The organism is Hominibacterium faecale, assembly GCF_020734085.1.
Taxonomy (GTDB): Bacteria; Bacillota; Clostridia; order Peptostreptococcales; family Anaerovoracaceae; genus Hominibacterium; species Hominibacterium faecale.
This window is the reverse complement of record NZ_JAJAGH010000006.1, coordinates 14,538-37,175: the sequence shown is the minus strand read 5'-3', so window position 1 is coordinate 37,175 and position 22,638 is coordinate 14,538. Positions and strand designations below refer to the sequence as shown.

The 22,638-nt window shown below is 46.3% G+C and carries 21 protein-coding genes; 3 read left to right on the top strand and 18 right to left on the bottom strand.

Annotated elements, in window-relative coordinates; all coding sequences use genetic code 11:
* Positions 1–30: 30 nt before the first annotated feature.
* The 6 genes from LG211_RS08040 to LG211_RS08015 all read right to left on the bottom strand — a co-directional run bounded on the left by LG211_RS08040 (position 31) and on the right by LG211_RS08015 (position 8,693).
* Positions 31–2,043 carry a bifunctional 4-hydroxy-3-methylbut-2-enyl diphosphate reductase/30S ribosomal protein S1 gene (locus tag LG211_RS08040; RefSeq protein ID WP_269477324.1) on the bottom strand — a complete coding sequence of 671 codons (2,013 nt, stop codon included), beginning with the start codon at positions 2,041–2,043 and terminating at the stop codon, positions 31–33.
* On the bottom strand, positions 2,021–3,313 hold the full coding sequence (locus tag LG211_RS08035) for a replication-associated recombination protein A (protein ID WP_253019746.1): 1,293 nt from the start codon (positions 3,311–3,313) through the stop codon (positions 2,021–2,023). Before LG211_RS08035 ends, LG211_RS08040 begins: the two co-directional genes overlap by 23 nt.
* Positions 3,314–3,342: 29 nt before the next feature.
* Complete coding sequence (locus LG211_RS08030; protein ID WP_253019747.1) at positions 3,343–3,888, bottom strand: SPOR domain-containing protein; 546 nt, start codon at positions 3,886–3,888, stop codon at positions 3,343–3,345.
* Between the two features lie 150 nt (positions 3,889–4,038).
* Complete coding sequence (locus LG211_RS08025) at positions 4,039–4,572, bottom strand: DUF308 domain-containing protein (protein ID WP_269477323.1); 534 nt, start codon at positions 4,570–4,572, stop codon at positions 4,039–4,041.
* Positions 4,573–5,633: 1,061 nt separating this feature from the next.
* Positions 5,634–7,319, bottom strand: coding sequence for an APC family permease (locus tag LG211_RS08020; protein WP_269477322.1), 1,686 nt, complete (start codon positions 7,317–7,319; stop codon positions 5,634–5,636).
* A 63-nt stretch (positions 7,320–7,382) separates the two neighbouring features.
* Positions 7,383–8,693 (bottom strand): saccharopine dehydrogenase family protein, encoded by a 1,311-nt coding sequence (locus LG211_RS08015; RefSeq protein WP_253019750.1) that lies wholly within the window; start codon positions 8,691–8,693, stop codon positions 7,383–7,385.
* 592 nt (positions 8,694–9,285) lie between these two features.
* On the opposite strand from LG211_RS08015, the gene LG211_RS08010 reads away from it, so the two are divergent.
* The 3 genes from LG211_RS08010 (at position 9,286) to LG211_RS08000 (ending at position 12,186) form a co-directional block, all read left to right on the top strand.
* Positions 9,286–10,365: a sigma-54 interaction domain-containing protein gene (locus tag LG211_RS08010; protein WP_269477321.1), complete on the top strand. Its 1,080-nt coding sequence runs from the start codon at positions 9,286–9,288 to the stop codon at positions 10,363–10,365.
* A gap of 176 nt (positions 10,366–10,541) precedes the next feature.
* Complete coding sequence (locus tag LG211_RS08005; protein ID WP_269477320.1) at positions 10,542–10,766, top strand: nitrilase-related carbon-nitrogen hydrolase; 225 nt, start codon at positions 10,542–10,544, stop codon at positions 10,764–10,766.
* A gap of 328 nt (positions 10,767–11,094) precedes the next feature.
* Positions 11,095–12,186, top strand: a complete 1,092-nt coding sequence (locus LG211_RS08000; RefSeq protein ID WP_148398861.1) for a response regulator transcription factor — start codon at positions 11,095–11,097, stop codon at positions 12,184–12,186.
* A 4-nt stretch (positions 12,187–12,190) separates the two neighbouring features.
* Here LG211_RS08000 and LG211_RS07995 read toward each other — a convergent pair whose 3' ends face one another.
* The 12 genes from LG211_RS07995 to LG211_RS07940 form a co-directional block, all read right to left on the bottom strand.
* On the bottom strand, positions 12,191–13,231 hold the full coding sequence (locus LG211_RS07995; protein ID WP_269477319.1) for a zinc-dependent alcohol dehydrogenase: 1,041 nt from the start codon (positions 13,229–13,231) through the stop codon (positions 12,191–12,193).
* A 76-nt stretch (positions 13,232–13,307) separates the two neighbouring features.
* Positions 13,308–14,288: a lipoate--protein ligase gene (locus LG211_RS07990; RefSeq protein ID WP_269477318.1), complete on the bottom strand. Its 981-nt coding sequence runs from the start codon at positions 14,286–14,288 to the stop codon at positions 13,308–13,310.
* Positions 14,269–15,705 (bottom strand): purine-cytosine permease family protein, encoded by a 1,437-nt coding sequence (locus LG211_RS07985; protein ID WP_148398867.1) that lies wholly within the window; start codon positions 15,703–15,705, stop codon positions 14,269–14,271. The genes LG211_RS07990 and LG211_RS07985 overlap by 20 nt, the downstream gene beginning before the upstream one ends.
* A gap of 12 nt (positions 15,706–15,717) precedes the next feature.
* A complete protein-coding gene (locus LG211_RS07980; RefSeq protein ID WP_148398869.1) occupies positions 15,718–15,930 on the bottom strand; it encodes a hypothetical protein in 213 nt (70 codons plus the stop codon).
* 37 nt (positions 15,931–15,967) lie between these two features.
* Positions 15,968–16,411, bottom strand: coding sequence for a VOC family protein (locus tag LG211_RS07975; protein WP_269477317.1), 444 nt, complete (start codon positions 16,409–16,411; stop codon positions 15,968–15,970).
* A 10-nt stretch (positions 16,412–16,421) separates the two neighbouring features.
* Positions 16,422–17,240, bottom strand: coding sequence for an SDR family NAD(P)-dependent oxidoreductase (locus LG211_RS07970; RefSeq protein ID WP_148398873.1), 819 nt, complete (start codon positions 17,238–17,240; stop codon positions 16,422–16,424).
* 27 nt (positions 17,241–17,267) lie between these two features.
* Positions 17,268–18,656 (bottom strand): dihydrolipoyl dehydrogenase, encoded by a 1,389-nt coding sequence (gene lpdA / locus LG211_RS07965; RefSeq protein ID WP_148398875.1) that lies wholly within the window; start codon positions 18,654–18,656, stop codon positions 17,268–17,270.
* A gap of 10 nt (positions 18,657–18,666) precedes the next feature.
* A complete protein-coding gene (locus LG211_RS07960; protein ID WP_253019759.1) occupies positions 18,667–19,353 on the bottom strand; it encodes a 2-oxo acid dehydrogenase subunit E2 in 687 nt (228 codons plus the stop codon).
* A gap of 1 nt (position 19,354) precedes the next feature.
* Positions 19,355–19,636, bottom strand: coding sequence for a lipoyl domain-containing protein (locus LG211_RS07955; protein ID WP_269477316.1), 282 nt, complete (start codon positions 19,634–19,636; stop codon positions 19,355–19,357).
* On the bottom strand, positions 19,624–20,625 hold the full coding sequence (locus tag LG211_RS07950) for an alpha-ketoacid dehydrogenase subunit beta (protein ID WP_148398881.1): 1,002 nt from the start codon (positions 20,623–20,625) through the stop codon (positions 19,624–19,626). The genes LG211_RS07955 and LG211_RS07950 overlap by 13 nt, the downstream gene beginning before the upstream one ends.
* Positions 20,622–21,608 (bottom strand): thiamine pyrophosphate-dependent dehydrogenase E1 component subunit alpha, encoded by a 987-nt coding sequence (locus LG211_RS07945; RefSeq protein WP_465250789.1) that lies wholly within the window; start codon positions 21,606–21,608, stop codon positions 20,622–20,624. The genes LG211_RS07950 and LG211_RS07945 overlap by 4 nt, the downstream gene beginning before the upstream one ends.
* Positions 21,609–21,859: 251 nt before the next feature.
* Positions 21,860–22,603 (bottom strand): helix-turn-helix transcriptional regulator, encoded by a 744-nt coding sequence (locus LG211_RS07940; protein ID WP_269477315.1) that lies wholly within the window; start codon positions 22,601–22,603, stop codon positions 21,860–21,862.
* Between the last annotated feature and the right edge of the window lie 35 nt (positions 22,604–22,638).

The window sequence follows — 22,638 nt, the reverse complement described above, 5'->3', positions numbered from 1 at the left end:
CAATTAAGCCCCGCCCTTGTAATTGTTCTTTTATTCTTCTGTTTCAGCTTCGGGAGCAGTTTCTTCTGCTGCTTGCTCAACGGGAACTTCTTCTTCGGTCGATTCGCCTTCCATCGGCTGATCTTCCTCATCCAACGTTTCTTTGATGCTCAGGCTGATTCTTCTTCTATCCTGATCGATCTCCAGAATCTTAGCGGAAACATCCTGGCCTACGTTCAGTTCGTCGGCAATGTTTCCAACCCGCTTATGAGCTACTTCAGAAATGTGTACAAGTCCGTCCAGACCCGGCTCCAGTTCTACAAACGCGCCGTATTCCTTAATCTGTACAACCTTGCCTCTAACGACTTGTCCCACTTCATATTTATCGTTAATCACGCTCCAAGGTTCCGGCTGGTTCTGCTTCAGACCCAGGGAAATCTTGCCTTTTTCCGAATTCATGGAAAGAACTTTTACTTTGATCTTGTCGCCGATATTCAGTACTTCCTGCGGATGCTTCAGCTTACCCCAGGAAATCTCTGAGATATGTAGCAGACCATCGATGCCGCCGATATCTACGAATGCGCCGTAATCGGTGAACCGCATTACGGTACCTTCTACTACGTCGTCCACAGAGAGGCCTTCCCAAATCTCTGCGATTCTCTTGTTCTTTTCGTCATTCAGATGCATTTTGTGGGAGAATACGGCTTTGCCCCTTCTCTGATCCACTCTGGAAACTCTGACCGGAAGAGTCTGTCCTACAAATTCTTCCGCGTTTTCCACGTATCTGTCGGAAAGCTGAGACAGTGGAATAAATCCGGAGACTTCTTTGTACGTTGCGATCACACCGCCATTGACGGGTCTAACAACTTTTACTTCAATGATTGATTTATCTTCAAGCGCCTGGTTGATTTCGTCCCAGTGTTCGCCAACTTCCAGCTTTTTCTTTGACAGCAGAATACTGCCGTCGCCATCGTCTGTCTTTACAACTTTGGCCTGAATTTCATCGCCTTCTTGATATAAGTCAGTTAGCTTTTGATCTCCTTCCAGTGTAATTTCGTCGAGTGGAATAATTCCATCTTTTTTGCAGCCGAGATTGACGATAATTTCCCGATTCGTAACCTGATGCACTTTACCTGTTACGATCTCTCCGCTGCGCGGCAGTCTTAAGGACTTTTCGATTTCGTCCATTAAGGCGTCCATTGAGTTCATTTCGTTGTTGTTTTCAAGTGTGTTTTCACTCATGTTGGCAATAACCTCCTTAATTAAGCATTCAGGCGTCGAAGCGCCCGCTGCTACACCTATTCTATTACATTTTTCAACTTCTTTCAATGGTAAATCTTTTATATTTTCAACAAAATGAGTATTTGTACAATATTTTTTAGAAATATCATACAATTTTTTGGTATTGGAACTCTGAGTATCCCCCAGTACAAGCATCAGTTCTACTTTTTTTGCTGTTTCCATACAGCTCTTCTGGCGATTGGACGTGGCATGACAGATCGTATTGGTCAGGGAAAAGGTTTTCCCTGTTTCCTCGAGGGCTCTGAGGACCTGATCGAATACTGAACTGCGGATAGTCGTCTGAGCGACAACAAAGAGATCATCTTCTGTGATCCGCTCCGCTTCCTGCGGGGTGCTTACGATAATAGCCGAGTCGCCGCACCAGCCGTTGATGCCCTGCACCTCAGGATGGTTCTCATCGCCGACGATCACAACCTGCTTGCCTTTTTCCTTTGCAGTCCGTACCAAATCATGAATTCTGGCCACAAAGGGACAGGTGGCATCGACCAGCTTGAGCCGCCTCTTCTCTGCGATCTCATAAAAATTCTTTCCTTCTCCATGGGAACGGACGATGACCGTGGAGCCGGCCTCTGCTTCCAGAGGGCTTTGGATCACTTGAATTCCTTTTCGCGCCAGCTTCTCGGTCACCAGCTTATTATGAATCAGCGAACCGCAGGAGTAGATGCTCCCCCGACACGGATCCGCCGCTTTTTCCGCTTTTTCAATAGCTTCTCTCACACCGAAACAAAATCCGGAATGATCAGCCCTTATGATTTCTTTCATCGATTCGTTTTAATTCCTCCAAATATTTTTTAAAGGAAGACTCGCTTCCATTTTCCGTAGGTTCATAGTACCGCACCCCCTCCTTGTACAAGTTGTCGGGCAGGTACTGCTGGGGCACATAACCGCCGTAGGCGTGGGGAAATTTATAGCCGATTCCATGGCCCCGCTTGGATGCTCCGCTGTAGTGGGCGTCCTTCAGATGGGGCGGAACATCATCGATTTTTTTGGTCTGTAGATCGGCCTGCGCTTTGGCCAGAGCCATATTGGACGCGTTGGATTTTGGGCAGGATGCCATGAGCACCACAGCTTGAGCCAGGTTGATCTGGGCCTCTGGCAGTCCGACCATGAGCGCTGCCTGAACGCAGGCATTGACAATGGTGATGGCGCTTGGGTAAGCCATTCCCACGTCCTCGCTGGCCATAACCAGCAGGCGTCTTCCAATCATCTGAATGTCTCCGCCCCCTTCCAGCAGACGTGCCAAATAATGTACGGCAGCGTCAGGATCGCTTCCCCTTACTGATTTTTGAAGAGCGGACAGCAAATTATATTTATCCTCGCTTCGATCGTAAAACGTGGTCTGCCTCTGCATGGCCTCCCCTACGATCTTTTCATCCAGCTTGGTTCCCTCGCTTAAATTATCCACAATGAAGCCCAGCGTATCCAGTGCAACGCGGGCATCGCCCGAGCTCATATCCGCCAGAATGCGCAGAGCTTCTTTGTCATAAGAAACATTGAGGCCGCCGAACCCTTTGAGGGAATCTTCCAGCGTCCGTTTTAAAAGGCCCAGGATCTCATCGGTGGTCAGCCGGCGAAACTCATAGATATTTCTTACTCTGCTGATTACTGCGTTATTGACTGCAAAATAAGGATTTTCCGTGGTGCTCCCAATAAAACGGATCACCCCTTCCTCCAGGGCTTTCAAAAGAGAGTCCTGCTGCAGCTTATTCCAGCGATGGAACTCATCCACATAGACATAGGTTGTCTCTTTTTGAAGACCGAAAAAACGCGTCTTTGCATTTTCAATAATCTCTTTCAGCTCTTTCGTCCCTGTGGTTGATGCATTAATCTCAATAAAATCAGCGTCCATCTCCTTAGCCACAATTCGGGCCAGCGTGGTTTTGCCAGTTCCCGAGGGACCAAAGAAGATTGCTGAGTCAAAGGTTTTGTTCTTGATGGCATTGTATAAAAGCGAGCCTTGATACATAAAGTGGGTCTGTCCCACAAATTCGTCCAAATTATCAGGTCTCATTTTGGTGGATAAAGGTATCATGTTTTCTCCTTGCTATGAATCCTTTTGTGTTATTGATCGACGGTTGTTACAAATGCTCCTACAGATTCGTCCATTTTTTCCAGGGCTGCTTTGGCTTTTTCTTTTGTATCGAACAAGTCTCCTACTACTTTATATGCGCCGTCCTTTTCCAGGACGCGCGCGTTGATCCCTGAGCTTTTTAGCTGTTTTACGCTCTTTTGGGCAGCTGCCTTCGTTGAGTAGCTGCCGAATTGGAGCGCATAGCCGGCGGTTTGTTTGACATCAACCTTATCCTGCACTACGGTCGTCGGCGCAGCTGTCGTTTCTGTAGGTGCGGCCGTCGTTTCTGTAGGCGCAGCAGTGGTGGATTCTTCCTTAGCCTTTGTCTCATCCTTTTTTTCTTGGGTGGATTTATTCTGTAGTATGTTGAGTCCTGTAGGCTCGTATCCGAGAATCGGATAAACAACATATTTGGCCGTCAAATATCCGGCGCAGACAGATAAGCATATTATAACAATAACAGGAGCAAAATTCACCTGTATTTTTTTGCCCCCATAGGCTCTCGGCCGTCTTCTGATTTTTCTCCTTCGGTTCATTGTCTCTCCTCTTTTCATCAATATCGCTTTGTACATCATATTAATTTTCTGGACAAAATAGACCAAAGGATTGGACAAAATCAACAGAGATGCAAATCCTTTTTCCAAAACAAAAAACGGCCTCCAAAGCCGTCTTTCCATCACGCTCGTTTATGATCGATAGTCGAAAAAGTACCCGGTCGACAAGACTACCATGATCCCGGCCGCAAGCAGGTAGATGCCCGTCAGTACGACAATAAAAGACATTACCGCGAAAGAGCAATAAACCATGATTACGCCAAAGACAACATGAATCAGTCCGAAGAGTATCGTATTTCCACATTTTAAGCCCCGTTTTTTTCTTTCTCTGGCAACAGCAAATCGATCGAAAGCCGAAGCAAAGGCAAAAATTCCGATCACAACCCCAAGCATCATGATGGAAATATTAGTATTCACCAAAATGAAAATACCTAGAGCCAGTAGCACGATTCCAACCGAAATTCCCAAAGACTTATTTTGGACCTCATTTTTACTTAAAAACGCCTGGGCAAGCTTAAAGGCGCCAATTACAATAATGCCAATTCCTACAATCATCGCCAGCGCTTCCACAATATCTCTGCGGAATACAATGAATACCACCCCAAGCAGGATCAACAAAATTCCCAGAAAAATTCCCAGCGATTTAATTTTTTTAATTCCATCCATTCCAGTTCTCCATTTCTGTATCTGCAATTTAACGATGTGCGTCCGTAGTATATACGCTTGCCACCTACAATGCGCACCGAGTGAACTTTACTATATTTTACCTCTTTGCGAGGCGGCTTTCAATGGTAAAAATAAAAGCTATACCGAGCCAAAAAACAAAAAACCGGCGAGCACTCTCACCGGAAAAAAATATACAAATGTATATATTTGTTTTGTAAGGAAACTATTTAAGAAGTCCCTTCTGAACGCATTCATCGATCATTTCTGAACATGTAAGAAACCCTTCTTTTAATGCGTGAAACCTCTTTACAATAGCGTTTTTCGTAGCAGTACTCATAATATCCCTCTTTTCTGTTTTGCTACCTTACTTTTCTTTACGACTTTATTATAGCGCTTAGTTTGCTAGTTGTCAAACTTTTTCCTGTACTATTTTGCTTTATTGATATATTTATTTGTTTTTATTATGTATTAATTTGCTCTTTCTTTTGCGCTATCCTCCATAAAAATGTCCAAAAAACCGGGCATCGTCTGGATACCCGGTTTTTCTCGGCTTTTTTGCCCGTCTTTCAAATTTAAACCATTTTGCGGTTAAGCTTTATCCTGAAATTCTTTCTTCAGGCTGACCCCCAAACCTTCTGTAGGAATGGGCTGTTCCTTAATGGGCAAGGCGGGGTCTTTCTTCCTGCCATAAAGAAGATGACTAAGCCAACGACCAGCATAATGATTCCGGCAATTCTGCACCAGTTGATCATTCCCCAGAAATCGCTGAAAAAGCCTTGCATGGTGTCCTCCTTTCAATCTGTACTTCAACAACAAAGTCGGCTTCGCCGTTTTTTTAAGAAGTGGACCTTGTTGATACTCCGGAAATATCGCTGACGATATTTCCTACGTAATAAAAATCGGACCAGGCGGTTCTAATGCCTGGTCCGTACAGTTACTTCGATTTTTATTCTAGCACTTTTTTCAGAATATTCAATACATATTGTTATAAAATGACGACCGCTGGACAAAAAAACATCGCTAACCAAACTTTACAGTTAGCGATGCTTGTTCATTTCTATTTATGACACGTCTTGGTCGTCCTTTGCGATCATCTTATTTTCATCTTTTTCAAGATTCTTTCTGCCGAAAACAGCCAGGATCAAACCGATTATGATTGCTGCCAATCCTGCCCATTTGAGGATTTCCAGTACCTGAGGAATGATGTTGCCCATCATGTCATAATCATCCGGTCCCCATTCACCATAATCAATTTCATACCAGTGAAGCCAAAACTGACCGAAGAAAGACAGCGCTCCTGCAACGATCAGGAACACGCCGATACGAATGGTATCGCCAAAAGCCAGCTTTGTCTTTTTATTTAATGGATAATTGATCGGATCGTTCTTGGCCATGCCGCCGTACAGCTTTTTAAAGATGATATAGGCAATAGGCCCTGTACTGGTGGCGATCAACCCCATGACCAAATAGTCCGTGCCGTTAACCAGCAGCGCGATCAGCGCAATGGCCATCGGGAATCCTGCGTAAAAGACTAACCCTAATTTTCCACCCGGCATAACGTACAGCCCTTTGGCTTTCCGTTCTTCGATTGGAATCTTTTTGCGCAGTTTGATCACAGCCAGAGGCAGAATGATATAAAGCGCCAGCATGAATACGACTTCCGCGCTGACCAGCGTTGTAAAGTCGGACTGTGCTAAAATCAGCGTAACGACTGCCAGAGACAAAATACCCACATAAGGCACGCCTCTCTTTCTGCTTACCTTGACCAGGAACTGGGGGCAAAGGTTATCATCCGCAAGAACAAAGAACCCTCTCGAACCGGACGCAAGGTAGGTATTGAAGATTGCGCATTGAGAAATAATGGCAATCACCAGGAATACATATCCCCACGCAGTGCCCAGATTCTGAGTCAAAACAGTGGCATAGCCGACGGTTTCACCTGTGAATCCGCCGTCAGTGGACCAGTTTTCCCAGCTTCCTGCCGGAAGAGTAGCCAGACCAGCCAGCGTCGGCAGTACATAGGTCAGTGCCACCAGCGGCATAGCGATCATCAGGCCTTTTGGAATAACCTGAGGATTTTTTACTTCGCCGGCCATATTGGAAATACATTCATATCCGCAGTACATCCATACGCAGATACAGATTCCGCCGCCAATGCCGTCTACAACCGTATATTCCGGAGGAAGTACCGGTTCAATCGGATTGCTGTTCCAGTTCAAAAAACCAACGATAGCTACCAGGGCAAAAGCTAAAACGATCAGGATTGAGAGAACGGTACTTACTTTTCCCACCTCTTTTAATCCCATCAGGTTAATAATAGTAAAAATTAGAATCATTCCGATTTTTAATGCCTGATTTGCAATATCTGACATTGGAATCATCTGATGAACATATCCGGCTACTAAAGCCACATATACACCATTGGTAATGTACGTGGAAACCGTACCCCACCAGCCTGCCTGGAATCCCCAGAATTCGCCGAAGGCTTCTTTTACCCAAACGTACACGCCGCCTTCCGACGGAAGCACGGAACCGCATTCCGCCACCAGATTACTGATGGGATACGCCCATACGATCGGGAATGCAACCAAGAGGATGATCGTCATTCCAGGGCCAGCCTCCGGAATCATTTCTTCTATACCGAACGCACCTGCCGCAACGAGGCAGTAAAGCATAAATACAATGCCTGAAACTTTTATGTCATGTTTTTTCAGGCCGGCAACGCCGTCAACTTGTGGTTGGCTCATTCTTGTACCTCCTTAAAAGATAGCTATGGAGCCGGAGTGGGCTCCATAGCATTATGTATACGCTTACTTCTTTGCGCTTTCAAAGATTTCGGCCATCATTTCCTTATCCTTGGCAGTCTTATACGCAGAATCCATTTCTACGATTCCGTATTCAAAGCCTGCTTCATCCATAATCTGCAGATATGGGATCGGATCGAAATATTCAGGCGCATAAACGCCGGCATCTTTCCAAATTCCTCTGCCAATCAGCTCGATACCCACGGCTGCGCCAAATCCGGTCTGGGCGACGACAGCCTGCATGTTCCATTTTTCCATGGAATCCTGGTTGTCGAACGGCTGATACATAAAGATTTCTCTTTCTTTACCGTCTTTGATACCCTTACAGTGGATACCTACGCACATCTTGCCCACCATCTCGTCGCCGATGTCCTTCGGCTGAGGCGCGCATGCAGCTACGATATCACGAGGTACAACTTTCACGCCGTTTACTTCTACTGGTTCCAGACTTCTCAGTCCCAGGGAAGTGATGACTTTCAATGCCTGAATTAGGTTATCGTCCAATGCAATTTTGAAGGTGACTTTTTCAAGTCCGTATTTTTCCAAGAATCTCGGCATGAGAACGGTTTCTTCGTGCTCTACTTTTACCAGCGTGTTCAGACCAACGCCAGCCGGCATTTCAAAGGTCTCTTCTCCTGCGAACGGAACATCGGTCACATAGCCTTTTTCTTTGCTCCATTCAACGTTGGGGTTCACGCACTCGTCGAGTACGGTCCATACGTTGAATCCAAATGTGATGTCGTCTTCTCCCGCATTGGGGATATCCAGATTTCCGCCGTCTTTTACATGGATTTCCTTCAACTCGTCAAAGAGATATTCAGCAGCGAACTTAGCAAATACATCTACAACACCAGGGTCGATGCCCAGGCAGATGCAGGCCATGTTTCCTTTTTCTTTCCACTTTTCATGCTGGTCGAAGTTGTATTTGGCCATTGGTTCCGAGAAACTTCCCTCCAGGGTTCCATACTTGGGGGGATCGTACGGTACGGACCATGTGCCCATGCTTACATAGTTGGCACCTGCTTCATAGGCGGCGTCAAAGATATTGTTGGAAACGAACGGGGCGGCAGCATCCATTACAAAGTCGCATCCCTGCTTCTTAATAATGTCCACCAATTCGTCCTTATTCTTTGCGTTCAGCTGCTGCGGCGTAAAGCGCGCATCACCTTTCAAGTGGTCGCAAACTTCTTTGGCCCGGTCAAAATCATAATCTCCGACTACGACTTTTTCCAGCCATTTTCCTTCCGGATCTCTTACCTGCAGAATTCTTAAAATCGATTCTCCTACGGCTCCTGCTCCTACCAATAACATTTTCATAATAATTTCCTCCTTGCTTTTGGGTGGGCTTTTTGCCCATTCTCTTACTCAGCAGTTGGTACAAACCAGATACTCGATGCTGACATTATTTCTCTTTTTCCATACATTTCCTGCTAACAGGCCCTTTTCAAATCATGCATAAAAAAAGAGAAATACACGCATATAAATAATGCTGCATACTCCTCTGTCCCTTTGCCAGTTGGTTATCTCCTCGTAGGCGCCACATTAAAGTGATCTCTCCAAAGTTTCGTCCAATAACCTTCCTTTTGCCTGTCAGTTTCCACAAGGTAACTGCCACTACCCCGCTTTGCTTCTTCGGCCTCCTGACGAAATCAGGACGTCTAAGGCTATTTTCATCCGAAGTATCTAGTTGTATGATTTGAAACCATTTTACCATTCTTTTTCAGAATATTCAAGTTGTTTTTAATAATTAAATTATTAACGAAATGCATATTACAAATCCGGTCTGTTGTATGGACTCCTAACTGTGGTATACTTGAAAGAAATGCAAGGTACGGTGGTAGGGAAACACATCAATAAAATACATCCTGTTTCAAAGATTACCAATGCTCTAAAAACCGGCCAAGGGGATATGAACTGTTTTTATTTTTCCTCCGATGTTACTAATATCGCCAGAATCGAGCCCTTATATAAGGGGGAGAAACTGGTCGGTGCCATTGATTACGATCTTTTCACCAATGGACGGGATTTAAAGGAGTTTCTCAACAAACTGGAAGAATTCTCCTCAAAAGGGCTTCTCAATTATCAAAGTACCTTCCATTCTATGTACGATGCAAGCAAAAAATCAAATACGATTAAATATAGTATCAATGATTTCATTGGCAACAGTCACGCCGCAAAAGAAATCCGCATGCAAATCGCAGATTTAAGCGAGTCCAATTCCACGGTCCTCATAACTGGAAAAACCGGATGCGGCAAGGAAGAAGTGGCCCATTCCATCCATAATACGTCTCGAAGATGTCAGTGCCCGATTATTTCCGTCAACTGCGCTGCCATCCCTGAAGCGCTGGTACAATCAGAACTTTTTGGATATGAAGAAGGCTCGTTTACCGGAGCCCAGCACGGCGGCAAGCGGGGATTCTTCGAAATGGCTCACAAGGGAACAATTTTTTTAGATGAGGTGGATCAACTCCCCTATCACATCCAGCCTAAGCTGCTGCGTGTGCTGCAAGAAAAGGAAGTCACACGCATAGGCGGAAAGACCATCCCGATCGATATTCGCGTTATCGCCGCCACAAACAAAGATCTTTGGCATATGGTAGAAGATGAAACTTTTCGTGAAGATCTTTACTACCGATTGAATGTAATAGAGATAAATATTCCGCCCCTTTCCGAAAGAAAAGAGGATATTCCTCTACTTGCCAATTACCGGCTGGACAAATTGAATAAACAAATGGTAAAAAACGTAGACAGTATTTCCAATGAGGTGATGGAATTGTTTCTAAGCTATGATTGGCCGGGAAATGTCCGTGAGCTGAATAATCTTTTGGAGCAAGTGCGCATGCGCGCGGAAGCGGATACCATAAAAAAAGTGTTGGAGCTCAACAATCAAAATCGTAGCAAAACCGCTAATATGCTGAAAATTTCACGAACTGCTCTCTATGATAAATTAAAAAATACAAGCTTTTGTAAGGGTATCTTGACACTGTAAAGAATTTCTTACATGCATGTCAGGCCGAATTTTATCCATGATTTAAGAATTCAGCATTTTTCAAGCCTTTCAAGTTTGGCATGATTTGTGCTTATAGTTATCTGTAAGTAAGTTGGTTATGCGCAGACCCAACCGCTGCAATCCTTTATTAAACAGATTTTAAGGAGGTCCGTTTTATGGGTAACTATATATACGGTTTACCGGAACGGGACCCTGTGCTTACAGACGTATTATACAATGCGGCTGTTCTAATCGACCGCTGCGGGAAAGCCGCAGGCACTTACAGAAAGGTGCATCCCTTTGCTTCTGAAAAGACATGGTGCCGCGCAGGCTGCGATTTGCCCGTCTTTGAAAATCATCGGCCCCAGAGGTCAGGAAATCGCTTCCCTCAACCAACGTAAAGAAGGCATCCTCTCTGCAAGAATCGATTTAGGGTTAACAGATGAAAAAAGATCAAAGTACTATACGTTTTTTAAAGACAGACGGCCCGATGCTTATGGAGATTTAGTAAAGCCTTATTAAAATCCGAAGTTTATCTTTCAAGATGCCCCTGCACATTTCTACGCCGGGGCATCTTTCTTTATGTCCTGCTCAGCCAGTATGCATTTGCATCCTTCCATTTCCCATCAGAAATACTACTTATCTCCATGTTTTTCCTAATTATGAGGCGGTTTTCATATGATATAATTGATATAATTATCTATTTCAAATAAGCGGGGACTTTTCAATATGGCAAACTCACTTCAAGCGCATACCTATGAACAGATTTTTAATTTTTATTTACAAATGAACGATGAGCTTTTGCAAGGCGCTGATTTTGGAGATACGGCCACGTCCCTGATCTCACGCATTTGGAGCTATAAAAGCTCCGTCACCATTTTCGAGGAAGATAAGTTCATCGGTATCTATGATAATGTCAATTTAAAAAAAATCTATTCCAATGAATACATCGATAAAGATGTGAAAAACGAATACATTTTCGATCATAAAAACGCGTTCACTTTCTCAGACAGGAATGATGACTCTTCCGAAATCCTCTATCTGGAGGACATTATATCCTTTGTCGACTATGAGCAAACCGAGTTTTATAATAACTTTTTCAAACAGCGGAATCTTTTTTATGAAGCCATTATTTTGCTGGATAGCTCTCTTTCCGCGCTTAGCTTATACAAATCAAAAGAGGATGAAAATTTCACAGAGGAAGAACGCTGTCTGATTTCGTTCATCGGCAAGATCGTCAGACAGGGATACCAAATTTATAAAAAAATAGGAAAAATGAATCAGGACATCCAACTTCTAAAGGATACCCGCAACATTTTTCCTCTGGGCAATATTCTGATCAATGAAAAGAAAGAAATCGTGGATTACAATACCACGGCTGTGGAGTTCTGCAAAGCCATCACCGGAGAAATCAACACTCAGCGAGTAATCAGCATCTTCATTTCCAACCTGGAAGATACGACCAACTTTACCATGAGCGCGGAACAGAAGATTTCTTATTATATTCTCGGATATAAAATTGAAATCAACATCTTGATCAATAAAAACATTTACGAAAATTTCGAAAAAAATTATTTGATTATCATATCCAAACAGGCCGCGAAAAAAGATGCTTCCGCCTTTATGGCCAAATACGGGATCACCAATCGGGAAAAAGAGATCATCGACTGTGCCGCCAAGGGACTGAAAACGCAAGAGATCGCGGAAGAGCTTTGCATCAGCATCTACACAGTCAAGGTGCACATCAAGAACATCTTTTGCAAGCTGAATGTGAATAATCAAAAGGCCATGATTGCGAGATATAACGAATTTCTTCGTTAAAAGCCTAGTCTTTTTCCGGATCCAGCAGGACTTTAAGGTCGGTTCCTTTTTGCCGGTCTTTTTGCTCAAAACAGCTTTGCAATTCGGAAAAGCCAATGGTTTTGGAAATATATTTGTCCACATCCAGGATACCAGCCCCGATCATTTTAATACATTCATCAAAGTCCTTTTCAACTTGCCCGAAACTCCCTTTTACTTCCAACTCATTTTGGACGATTCGAACGTGATCCAGCAGTTGTTTCTCAAAGTTGATGCCTACGCAGACCATTTTTTTCCCTTTTTTTAAGACGGATATTCCCAGGTTTATAGCATTCTGATGGCCGGTACAATCAATAAAACAGTCAAACCCTCCGTTACTGGCTGTCCATAATGTTTTCTCTGGATGTTGATTGGAGGACACATCAAAGCTCTCGGTCACATCCCCAAGATCATAAGCGAGCTTTAATCTTTCATGCTCTATATCAAATACCGCTATGTATGCAGCGCCAGAGAGTTTGGCAAATTGGGCACAAAGCAAGCCAATGATCCCAGCTCCTGAGATGAGTACACCATCCCCCACATTCAAATCAGCATGCTGAATAGCCCGATAAGCTACGGAGGCTGGTTCAGCTAAACTTCCCTGGCTGTAAGTAACGTTATCTGGCAGTTTTGATAAAAAGCGGATGGAAAAATCCAGACACTCAGAAAAGGCCCCCGGCTCATGGAGGCCGCAGCCAAGCCCCATACTGCCCGGAGGCAGACAAAGATTTCGCAAACCTGTTCTGCATAGTTGGCAGTCACCGCATGGCTCAGCAGGAAAAACGGCAACTCGATCCCCTTCTTTTAAGGGTCCGTCATACCCGCTGGAAATTTCTTCGATCACACCGGCGGCTTCGTGGCCTGGGATCAAACCCTTATAGGTCTCGCCATCCTCCCACATATGAAAATCCGTGCCGCATATGCCGCAGCGCTTAATTCTAATCCGTGCTTTACCTGCAGCAGCCGGCATCGGCTCCGTTTCCCTGATTTCAATTCTCCGTGCTCCTGTAATCATTGCGTATTTCATAGCATCCTCCTGCTTTTGAAGAGACCCAAGCCTGCTTTCGCCTGCTCGGATCTCTTCAGATTTATATTAGGAAGTCTTAAACAATTAATGCTCCAACTTGCTCCGGGGAAATCCCCTTAAAATATTCCGATACATTCACCGTGTTCAAAAGCTCTGATACCGCCGATCGGCTGTATTCCAAGCCGATGAGCATCTGTTCCAATTCCCGGGTATCGCGAAGGCTGAAATAATCACCGAAGATTTTCAGCTCTGTGATTTTACACGCCTCCACATTGAGTCTGACTTCCACAAAGCCGCCCTCAAAATAGCCGCTCCGCGTCAAGCTGCACTTAGGCGAATATCCGTAGTTCCAGTCATGGCTCCGGTATTTTTCATCCGCCAGCCTGCGGACTTCCCGTTCCATCAAGCCGCTCAGCACATGCTCCCGCAGCCCTTCCTTCTGGGAAAACGCTTTCAGCAAATAAGCCTTGAATGCGGAAAGGGTCATGTCCTCTTTCAAATACGGGCGAATGTTGGTCACTCTGCTGCGAACCGATTTGATACCTTTTGACTGAATTTTTTCCGGTTTCACCTGGAGTGTTTTTTTTACACACTCCAGGTCGGAATCAAAGAGAATGGTTCCATGGTGGAGCAGAATCCCGTTCTGGTAATGCTGGGCATTGCCGGAGATTTTCTTACCATCCACCGTAACATCGTTTCTCCCTGTCTGCTCTGCTTCCACGCCCAATGCTCCCAGCGCCTTGACTAAAGGCTCGGTAAAGGTTGTGAAGTCCAGATCCGCTTTTGCCTCAGGAATCAGAAAGGAATAATTCAAATTTCCCCAATCGTGATAAACCGCTCCCCCGCCTGTAATTCTGCGGACAACATGAATGCTGCGGGCCGATACAAAATCCCGGTTAATCTCTTCAATGGTGTTCTGATGCCGCCCGATGATAACCGACGGCTCATTCTGCCAGAGCAGCAGCACAGAATCATCCTTACAGAGATTTTGAAAAACATATTCCTCAAACGCTAAATTGTAATGAGGGTCTGTCCCATTATTTCTGAGATAAATCATTTGAATAACCGCCGATTCCTTTTTTATTCTTCACCAGGAATAATTTACCAAGTATCGTATAAGAAAGCACCGCGAACACAAAGGTGGCTCCTGTGGCCGACATGTAGACGAACAGGGGCTTTGCTGCCAGCAGGATCGGATCGAAGAGGGCCACATATACGATGCAGGACAATGCGAAAACAACGATGGCAACCCAGTTGAAGCCGCCCCAGAAACGATACCGGCTACCTTCCGTCTTATCAAACATATCCACCAGATCCAGCTTTTGTTTTCTCAGGATGAAGTAGTCCACCATCTGGATCGCCACAAGTGGCACATAAACGACACAGATAATTCCCATCAGAATATAGAAATGATCGTAAATGTACAGCGGACAGAAAATCATCACCAGGAAGGTCGGGAGCATGAAGAAGAATGTAACTTTGCCCCAATTCATGTTTTCGAAAATTTTGAATTGACGCAGCCCCAGACTGGACACATAGATGGTGACCGGGGTGGAGCTCAAGTTGGCGAAAGCGATGAATAAGAGGGCAATGATTCCCATCACCATACCGCCCAGAGGCACCATCCATTCAGTCGGATCGATGGAGTTGAAGGCCAAAGAAGTCGCTACGCCTAAAATGGTTCCCAAAGATGAAGCCAGACATACGCCGAGCATACTGGGCCAATAAGCGGCCCTTACGGTTTTGCATAATCTGGCGGCGGTTCCCCTTGATGCCCACCAGGAAACACCGGCGCCGATGTTGATTTCAAAAGCGATCATAAAGTTTACCATCTTGCCGCCGGATACCGGCGCGATGGCTTCGTAGTCAAAGACTGCGCCCCAGCCTCCGGGCGCTCTGGCGATGAGGATGGCCATGCCGATCATGACGATGCACATCAGCGGCGCCACAATACCGCTCATTTTACGCATGGCCACAGGCCCCTTCCAGGCGATGAGCCAGGCTGCGACAGCAGCAACCAGCCCCAGAACATTGATCAAATATCCGCTCTCAGATACGAATCCGGTGGTTGCGGCTAAAATATTTTCAAAGGCACGTCCGCACATAACGCTCAAGGTTACCGCCCAGCCAACCTGCGTCAGCAAAATGACCAGGAGCATCAGCTTCATCCCATTGCCGCCCAGCCAGCTTCTGCCCAGCGTCCAATGCTCCACCCCATATTTGGCCGATGTGATGGATGTAGCGACAATTCCGATAAAGACGCCGATCACATTCCCAGCGATGGTTGCTATGATGGCTTCCCAAAGACCGACGAACAGCGCCACAGTGCCGCCTGTCATAAAGCACCATGTGGCGATTGCCAGGGCAACGTCTACGTTGACGTTATCGAAAAAACTATAAATCCTGTCTTGTTTCAGCAAAGGTAAGTTTCCTGTCAAAAATTCGTTCTTACCGCCATGTTCATTTTTTCCCATGATTTGTCCTCCTTAGAAAATACCGCAGGCCACTAAGATAACCGGCAAAATGCCCAATAGCGCCGCAATGATAACGGTCAATGCCCAATCAAGTTTGGGTAAGTCCTCGCAGACGCCGCCCTCTTCTTCGATTACAGCAATGCGCCTGATCAGCTCCTGTTCAAGTTCTTCAGGCATTTCTGTCTTCCCTTTTATGCGTCTTTCAATGGTTTCATAAATCGACATGATTTGCTCCTTCCCTGCACAACAATAACAATGACTTCTATTCTTTTTCCAGATCATAGGTTTCCAAAATAAGTCCTAAATCCTCCTGGGTGTCGTAATAGGTATAGCCTCCGAATCCAGCCCAATAGCCGCTTTGTATGACCGGAACGCCCCGCTCTTCCAGGACCTGGCTTAGTCCATCCTGACTTGCCTGAACAGCGATATGATGAACGCCCGGCCCATGTTCTTTGAGAAATCTGGCGTAATCGCTCATCTCATCTGCGGGCTGGATCAGTTCGATTTCCACATCTCCGATGACGGAGAAAGCGGCATAGAACTCATATTCCCGCGCTTTTCCATTAACCCTGCGCCTGCTCAGGACCTGGGAAGTGCCGTCGTCCCTGGTCCATGGACCTACTCCATAAGCCTCAAAGTTTTTTATCGCCTGTTCAAGATCTTCGACGACAATATTCAGCTGAAGTATTTTTTCAATCACAGCCATTCTCTGCCTCCTATCTGAACTCGCATCCTCCACAAATGTTCAAAGCCTGACCGGTAATGTTTCCGGCTTCCCCGGATGTGAGGAAAAGCGCGGCATTGGCCACATCGGCAGGTGTCTGGGCCCGCTTTAAAGCGCAGAGCTGTCTGGAGAACTCGTCCACCACGCCCTTGCCGTCTTTGGCGTTTTTGAACATCTGCGGATACTTTTCTTTGTAAGTCGGAGCTGCTGCTTCATAAAGAGGCGTATAGACAAATCCGGGACAAATGCAGTTCACATTGATGTTTTTTGGTCCCAGCTCTCTGGACAAGGTCTGGGTAAAATTGATCACACCGGCTTTTATTGCCGAATATTCGATAATTTCCGGTGCTCCCGTCTTGCCTGCGACAGAAGCTGTGGTCAGAATATTTCCGAATCCCTGGTTCACAAAGATGGGATAGATGGCCTTGCAGCAATAGAACACGCCGCGCAGATTGATTTGATAGCTGCGGTCCCAATCGGCCGTATCCAGTGCTGTCAGCGGGTCGCCCTTGATTCTGCCCACCACGCCGGCGTTGTTGACCATGATATCGATCCGGCCCAAAAGCCGCAGGGCCTCATCGACCAGTTTAATAACGGACTGCTCTTCTGTGACATCCGTCCGTACAAAGTCAGCAGTGCCTCCTTTTACGCGAATTTCTTCTACTGTCTGCCTTCCCTCTTTTTCGCAGACATCGGCCACAACCACCTGCGCGCCTGCTTTGGCATACGCCATGGCGATTTCTTTTCCGATGCCTTTGGCGCTGCCAGTTACGATTACATTTTTGCCATTGTAGTCAAATTTTATATTCATGCTCCACCTCTGGTTTTTAATTAGATTTTACTGCCTTTCTTTGGGCGGCATATGGATGCACCTGCCGCCTGCATCCAGCGCCGCCTCCTGCAAAGCCTCAGCTATAGTTGGATGGGCGTGGATCGTTTCTTCAAGATCCTTCAGACCCGCTCCCATTTTCAGAAAAGCTGCTGCTTCGCCAATGACTTCTGTCGCATTGGCCCCCAGCAAATGAACGCCGAGCAGCTTGCCGTCCGCTCCGTCGCAGATCACTTTGAAGATTCCCTCCGGCTCCCCCATAGCAAGCGCTTTTCCGCTGGCAATAAGGGGAAATCTGCCCACGTTTATATCTTGGTATTGTTTGCGGGCTTCTGCCTCTGTCATGCCCGCAAAGGCCAATTCAGGGGATGTGAAAATACAGCTGGGTACGATGGAATCGTCATATTTACTATCCATTCCTGCTATGGTTTCTGCCGCTGCCTTTCCCATATGGGATGCTGTGTGAGCTAACGGCCGGATCCCTGTCACGTCGCCGATGGCATAGATATGAGGCAGGCTGGTTCTGGTGCATTGGTCTACTTTGATGTAGTCTCCTTTCATTTCCAGCCCCAGCCCGGCTACGGAGTCGGTATTGGGTGTTCTTCCAATGGAAATCATCACCTGATCGCCGCGAAAATTTCTTCCCTGACCATCCATCTGGACCAGAACCTCTTTTTCTTCTCCAGCTGCCCGAATCTCCTTCACCATGCATCCTGTTTTGATGGTAATTCCGGCACTTTTCATACTCTGTTCCAGCGCCAGGGATAGTTCTTCGTCCGCGCTGCTGATGATGCGGGGCATGGCCTCGAGAATGGTAACCTGGCTGCCGAAGCTCTGCAGTACATGGGCAAACTCACATCCGATCACGCCCCCGCCGATGATGACAACCCTCTGGGGGATCTGGTCCAATTCCAGCATTTGCGTACTGGTCTGCGCATAATCAGCCGCCCCTGGAACGGGGATGGCAGCCGGCCTGGATCCTGTGGCAATGATCAAATTTTTAAAGCGGATGATTTCTCCATCCTGGTCGAGCCGGAGGCTTGATTGGTCCAGTACCTTTGCGGCGGCATGGAAAACCGTCACTCCATTGGCTGCCAGCAAGCCTTCCACTCCTTGCCGCAGCTGGCCCACAACCTGGTTTTTCATGGCAATCGTCTGCTCAAGATCAATGGTAAGCTCTTTTATATGAATGCCTCTGTAATCGCTGTTCTTTGCCTGCCGGATGATTTCCGCGTTTTTGACCAGCGTCTTGGTCGGAATACACCCCGTATTCAGGCAGGTTCCGCCGATCTGCTCCCGCTCTACCAGGGCTGTCTTCTGCCCCAGCTGGGCGGATCGGATGGCTGCCACATATCCTCCTGGGCCTCCGCCCAGAACTACTACATCGTATGTTTTCATATCTTCCTCCTTACGCTTCCATCATTTCAGGAGCCTCAAGGGAACCCTTCACTTGATTGAGATATTCTGCCGCCATGGCCCCATCGATGATCCTGTGGTCTGCTACCAAATTGAGCGGCATAAAGCGTTTTGTCAGAATTGTCTCGCCTTCCATCATCAATCTGGTGCAAATCTGATTGACCCCCAGAATCGCCACCTCCGGCTGGTTGATAATCGGCGTAAAGCCTTCGATGCCATACATGCCCAAATTGGTAATGGTAAAAGTGCCGCCGCAGATATCATCGTAATTCAATTTCATTTCCCGAGCGCCTTGGATAATTCGTCTCGTTTCCTGACACAATTCCTTGAACGTGAGCTGATCCACACTTTTCACATTGGGGACCATCAGTCCCTTTTCCGTTGCCACCGCAAGGCCAATGTTGATTTCATGGTGAAGGATGATCTCATCGCCTTCCACGCTGGAATTGAACAGCTCGTACTTTTTTGAAGCCAGGGCGCATGCTTTCATCAGAAGATGGTTGTAGTTGATTTTTAAATTTTCTTGTTCATGGGCGCCGTTAAACGTTCGGATAAACGCCTCCGCTGCGCTGATTTCCACGGACATGGAATAAGTGACACGGGGCGAGGTTTGCCAGCTTTCTTTCATGCGCCTTCCCATAATTTCAGTCATTCCCGCTATTTTGATTCCTTTGCTCATGTTATTGCTCCTTGATCTCTGCCAAACATTGGCTGATATCCTCGTCCTTTTGTCCGATGATGCACAGCGGTGTCTGACAGGGAACCTTCTCGCCTTCTTGTACCAGTATTTTTCTGATGGTCCCCTCATATTCGGACTCCAGGGAATTGGTCAGTTTATCGGTTGTGATCTCCAAAATCCTTTCCCCGGCTTTGACTGCGTCACCTTCGTTTTTGCACCACTTGGCTACTACACCGTCTTTCATCGTCAGTCCTAATTTTGGCATTGTAATCAGATTGGCCATTTTTTTGTCCTCCTTGTTTCGTCTGTAATGGATCGGATTCCCCTCACGATATCTTGCACTTGGGGAATCACGTAGCTTTCCAAATCTACCGTATACGGAATCGGCGTGTTCAGCTCTCCGATTCTGACAATTCGTTTTTCCAATGATTCGTAGATGTCTTCTGCGATGCAGGCGGCCATCTCCGCTGACCATGCCCCTCGCTTTACTTCTTCTGTGACAATGACAACTTTTTTGGTCTTTTTTATGGAGTTGTAAATGGTTTTCTTATCCAGGGGATACAGCGTCCTTGGATCAACCACTTCTACGTGAATCCCGTCTTTTTCAAGGATTCCAGCCGCTTCCAGCGCTTTATGCACGCACAGACCTGTTGCGATGACCGTAACATCATCTCCATGCAATTTGATGTCGGCGCTGCCCAAAGGGATGGGCTCTCCATCCAGCTCGACCTCATCTTCTTGGAAATAAAGAGACAGATGTTCGAAATACATGACCGGATTTTCATCCCGCACCGCACTGATCAGCAGGCCGTACGCGTCCTGGGGAGTGGAAGGATACACAACTTTTAATCCCGGTATATGGGTGAGAAATGCCTCCAAACACTGAGAGTGCTGGGCAGCGGCCTGCAGCCCTCCTCCGCAGGGCAGACGCAGCGTCATGGGAATTTTCATATTGCCTCCGTACATATATCGGAACTTGGCCGCCTGATTGAGCAGCTGGTCAAAGGCGCAGCCCATAAAATCATTGAACATCAGCTCGGATACGGGAACCATGCCCAGCGATGCGGCTCCTACGGACATACCGACAATCTGCTGTTCAGTGATGGGCGTGTCTCTTACTCGCTCCGGCCCGAACTCCCTTTGCAGTCCTTCTGTCAGCCCGAAGGTTCCTCCCACAATTCCCACGTCTTCGCCCATGATAAAAACCTTTGGATTATGCTTCATTTCGTGTCTGAGCGCTTGGTTAATTGCTTTTGCGTAGGTCAGTTTCATCGATAGTCCCTCCCTTCTTCAACGATATCGGTATAAACATCTCTTACTGCCGTCGTCACCGGCGGGAAGGGACTGTTTTCCGCAAATTTTACGGCTTCGTCGATTTCATGTTCCATTTCTTGATCGATGACCGCCTGCTCTTCTTCGTTCAAAATGTTGTTTTCTTTCATGAAGGCTTTGCAGTTTTTGATGGGGTCCTGGTCTAGCCACTCCTTGATTTCCTCCGCAGGCCGGTAAACATCCGGTTCTCCTTCAAAGTGGCCGTGCTGTCTGTAAGTTTTGTATTCCACCAGCATAGGCCCTTTGCCACTTCGCACATAATCCACCGCTTCTTTGGCAGTTTCATAAACGATGGCGACGTCGTTGCCGTAGGCGATTGTCTGCTCCATTCCATATGCGGCTGCACGGTCAGCTACATTTTCTACGGCCATTGACCGGTCGACCCGCGAGGAAATGCCATAGAGGTTGTTTTCGCAGACAAACAAGATGGGCAGTTTCCATACGCTGGCAATATTCATCGCTTCGTGCCAGCTCCCTTCGTTGGAGGATCCGTCTCCGAAAAAACATACAACAATGCTGTCGCTTTTCTTCATTTGACAGGCCAGGGCCGCTCCTGCGGCCAGGTTGAATCCGCCTCCTACGATGCCGTTTGCTCCCAGCACACCGATGGATGTATCTGAAATGTGCATGGAGCCGCCTTTTCCGTGGCAATAACCGGTCTCTTTTCCGAATAGTTCTGCCATCATGGTTTTTATATCAGCCCCTTTTGCGATAATGTGGCCATGTCCCCGGTGAGTGCTGGATATGAAGTCGCCTTCTTTTAAATTGGCGCATACGCCTGCCGCCGTTGCTTCTTGTCCGATGCAAAGATGGACAAATCCCTGTACCTGGCCCTTTGCAAAGCACTTTGATACCCGTGTTTCAAAGCACCGTATTCTTACCATTGTTTCATACAGTTTTTGTATTTTTGCTTTTTCTAACAATGTGTCCGCCTCCTTTTGTTTATTTCTTGCAATTAAAGTATCGCAAATTTCAGACTTATTCGAAATTCTTCCTTCATGGTATTTCCATAACCCTTTCGAGTTATTTTTCTATAATGCCGGTCTTTGGCAGCAGTTTTGATATAATCTGACTTTTGAAAGCATAAAAAAAATTGCACTAATTTTTCTAGTGCAATCTGGCACAACGTATTTTTCATGGGGCCATCCCATGATCTTTTTGCATTCTTTTGCATTTAGGTGAGATGCAGCAGTTTGATCAGCGACATTCGGTTATTGACGTCGTATTTGCTGAATATATTATAGACGTGCTTTTTCGTCGTCGAAACGGTGATGAAAAGTTTTTCTGCGATTTCCTCGTTGGAGTATCCCTGGACAATCAGTTCAAGGATTTCTTTTTCCCGGGAAGTAAGTCTGTCAGAATAACGGGTGATCCGCTCTTCCTGCCGGGAGACGAATTTCATCACCAGCTCTGTAAGATGGGGTTTGAAGAGTTCCAAGATGAAAACTTCTTTTTCTGTAAAGTCGTTCCATGCTTCTTTTCGGAAAATGCTGACTGCACCGATTTTACAGCCGTTTTCGATGAGAATAATGCCGCAGCTGCACAGCAATCCCTGCGGGGCTAGAAACTGTTTATAAAAATCTGTATTTCTGCGCGCATGTTCGTCCAGAACATCGGATTCCACAAAGACGATCGATTGACTATAGTTGAACAAGTTGATCAGATAATTATTCTCAGGCCGGTAAGAATCAAAAAATGCAGGAATCAGCCTTTCATCGGTATCGATAAAGCAGGCATCCCTGATCAATGGTTCGCTGCTCTTTGGGTCAATCCCATAAAAATTGCTCTGATGGTAAGGAATCAAGGCGCCGATTCCAGTCAAAAAACATTTTTCCAAGGCTTGCAGATCGTCCATGCGATACAGCTCCAGCAGGATTTCATTGATGATCTGTACCTCTTTATCTTTTAAATTCATCATCTTGTTTTTGTACCTCGCTGTTGTTTTTCATACTA

Bases quoted from the DNA above. Each gene is read 5' to 3' on its own strand.
- LG211_RS08040 (WP_269477324.1), bottom strand. From the start codon at position 2,043: ATGAAAGAAATCATAAGGGCTGATCATTCCGGATTTTGTTTCGGTGTG.
- LG211_RS08035 (WP_253019746.1), bottom strand. From the start codon at position 3,313: ATGATACCTTTATCCACCAAAATGAGACCTGATAATTTGGACGAATTT.
- LG211_RS08030 (WP_253019747.1), bottom strand. From the start codon at position 3,888: ATGAACCGAAGGAGAAAAATCAGAAGACGGCCGAGAGCCTATGGGGGC.
- LG211_RS08025 (WP_269477323.1), bottom strand. From the start codon at position 4,572: ATGGATGGAATTAAAAAAATTAAATCGCTGGGAATTTTTCTGGGAATT.
- LG211_RS08020 (WP_269477322.1), bottom strand. From the start codon at position 7,319: ATGAGCCAACCACAAGTTGACGGCGTTGCCGGCCTGAAAAAACATGAC.
- LG211_RS08015 (WP_253019750.1), bottom strand. From the start codon at position 8,693: ATGAAAATGTTATTGGTAGGAGCAGGAGCCGTAGGAGAATCGATTTTA.
- LG211_RS08010 (WP_269477321.1), top strand. From the start codon at position 9,286: ATGAACTGTTTTTATTTTTCCTCCGATGTTACTAATATCGCCAGAATC.
- LG211_RS08005 (WP_269477320.1), top strand. From the start codon at position 10,542: ATGGGTAACTATATATACGGTTTACCGGAACGGGACCCTGTGCTTACA.
- LG211_RS08000 (WP_148398861.1), top strand. From the start codon at position 11,095: ATGGCAAACTCACTTCAAGCGCATACCTATGAACAGATTTTTAATTTT.
- LG211_RS07995 (WP_269477319.1), bottom strand. From the start codon at position 13,231: ATGAAATACGCAATGATTACAGGAGCACGGAGAATTGAAATCAGGGAA.
- LG211_RS07990 (WP_269477318.1), bottom strand. From the start codon at position 14,288: ATGATTTATCTCAGAAATAATGGGACAGACCCTCATTACAATTTAGCG.
- LG211_RS07985 (WP_148398867.1), bottom strand. From the start codon at position 15,705: ATGGGAAAAAATGAACATGGCGGTAAGAACGAATTTTTGACAGGAAAC.
- LG211_RS07980 (WP_148398869.1), bottom strand. From the start codon at position 15,930: ATGTCGATTTATGAAACCATTGAAAGACGCATAAAAGGGAAGACAGAA.
- LG211_RS07975 (WP_269477317.1), bottom strand. From the start codon at position 16,411: ATGGCTGTGATTGAAAAAATACTTCAGCTGAATATTGTCGTCGAAGAT.
- LG211_RS07970 (WP_148398873.1), bottom strand. From the start codon at position 17,240: ATGAATATAAAATTTGACTACAATGGCAAAAATGTAATCGTAACTGGC.
- lpdA (WP_148398875.1), bottom strand. From the start codon at position 18,656: ATGAAAACATACGATGTAGTAGTTCTGGGCGGAGGCCCAGGAGGATAT.
- LG211_RS07960 (WP_253019759.1), bottom strand. From the start codon at position 19,353: ATGAGCAAAGGAATCAAAATAGCGGGAATGACTGAAATTATGGGAAGG.
- LG211_RS07955 (WP_269477316.1), bottom strand. From the start codon at position 19,636: ATGGCCAATCTGATTACAATGCCAAAATTAGGACTGACGATGAAAGAC.
- LG211_RS07950 (WP_148398881.1), bottom strand. From the start codon at position 20,625: ATGAAACTGACCTACGCAAAAGCAATTAACCAAGCGCTCAGACACGAA.
- LG211_RS07940 (WP_269477315.1), bottom strand. From the start codon at position 22,603: ATGATGAATTTAAAAGATAAAGAGGTACAGATCATCAATGAAATCCTG.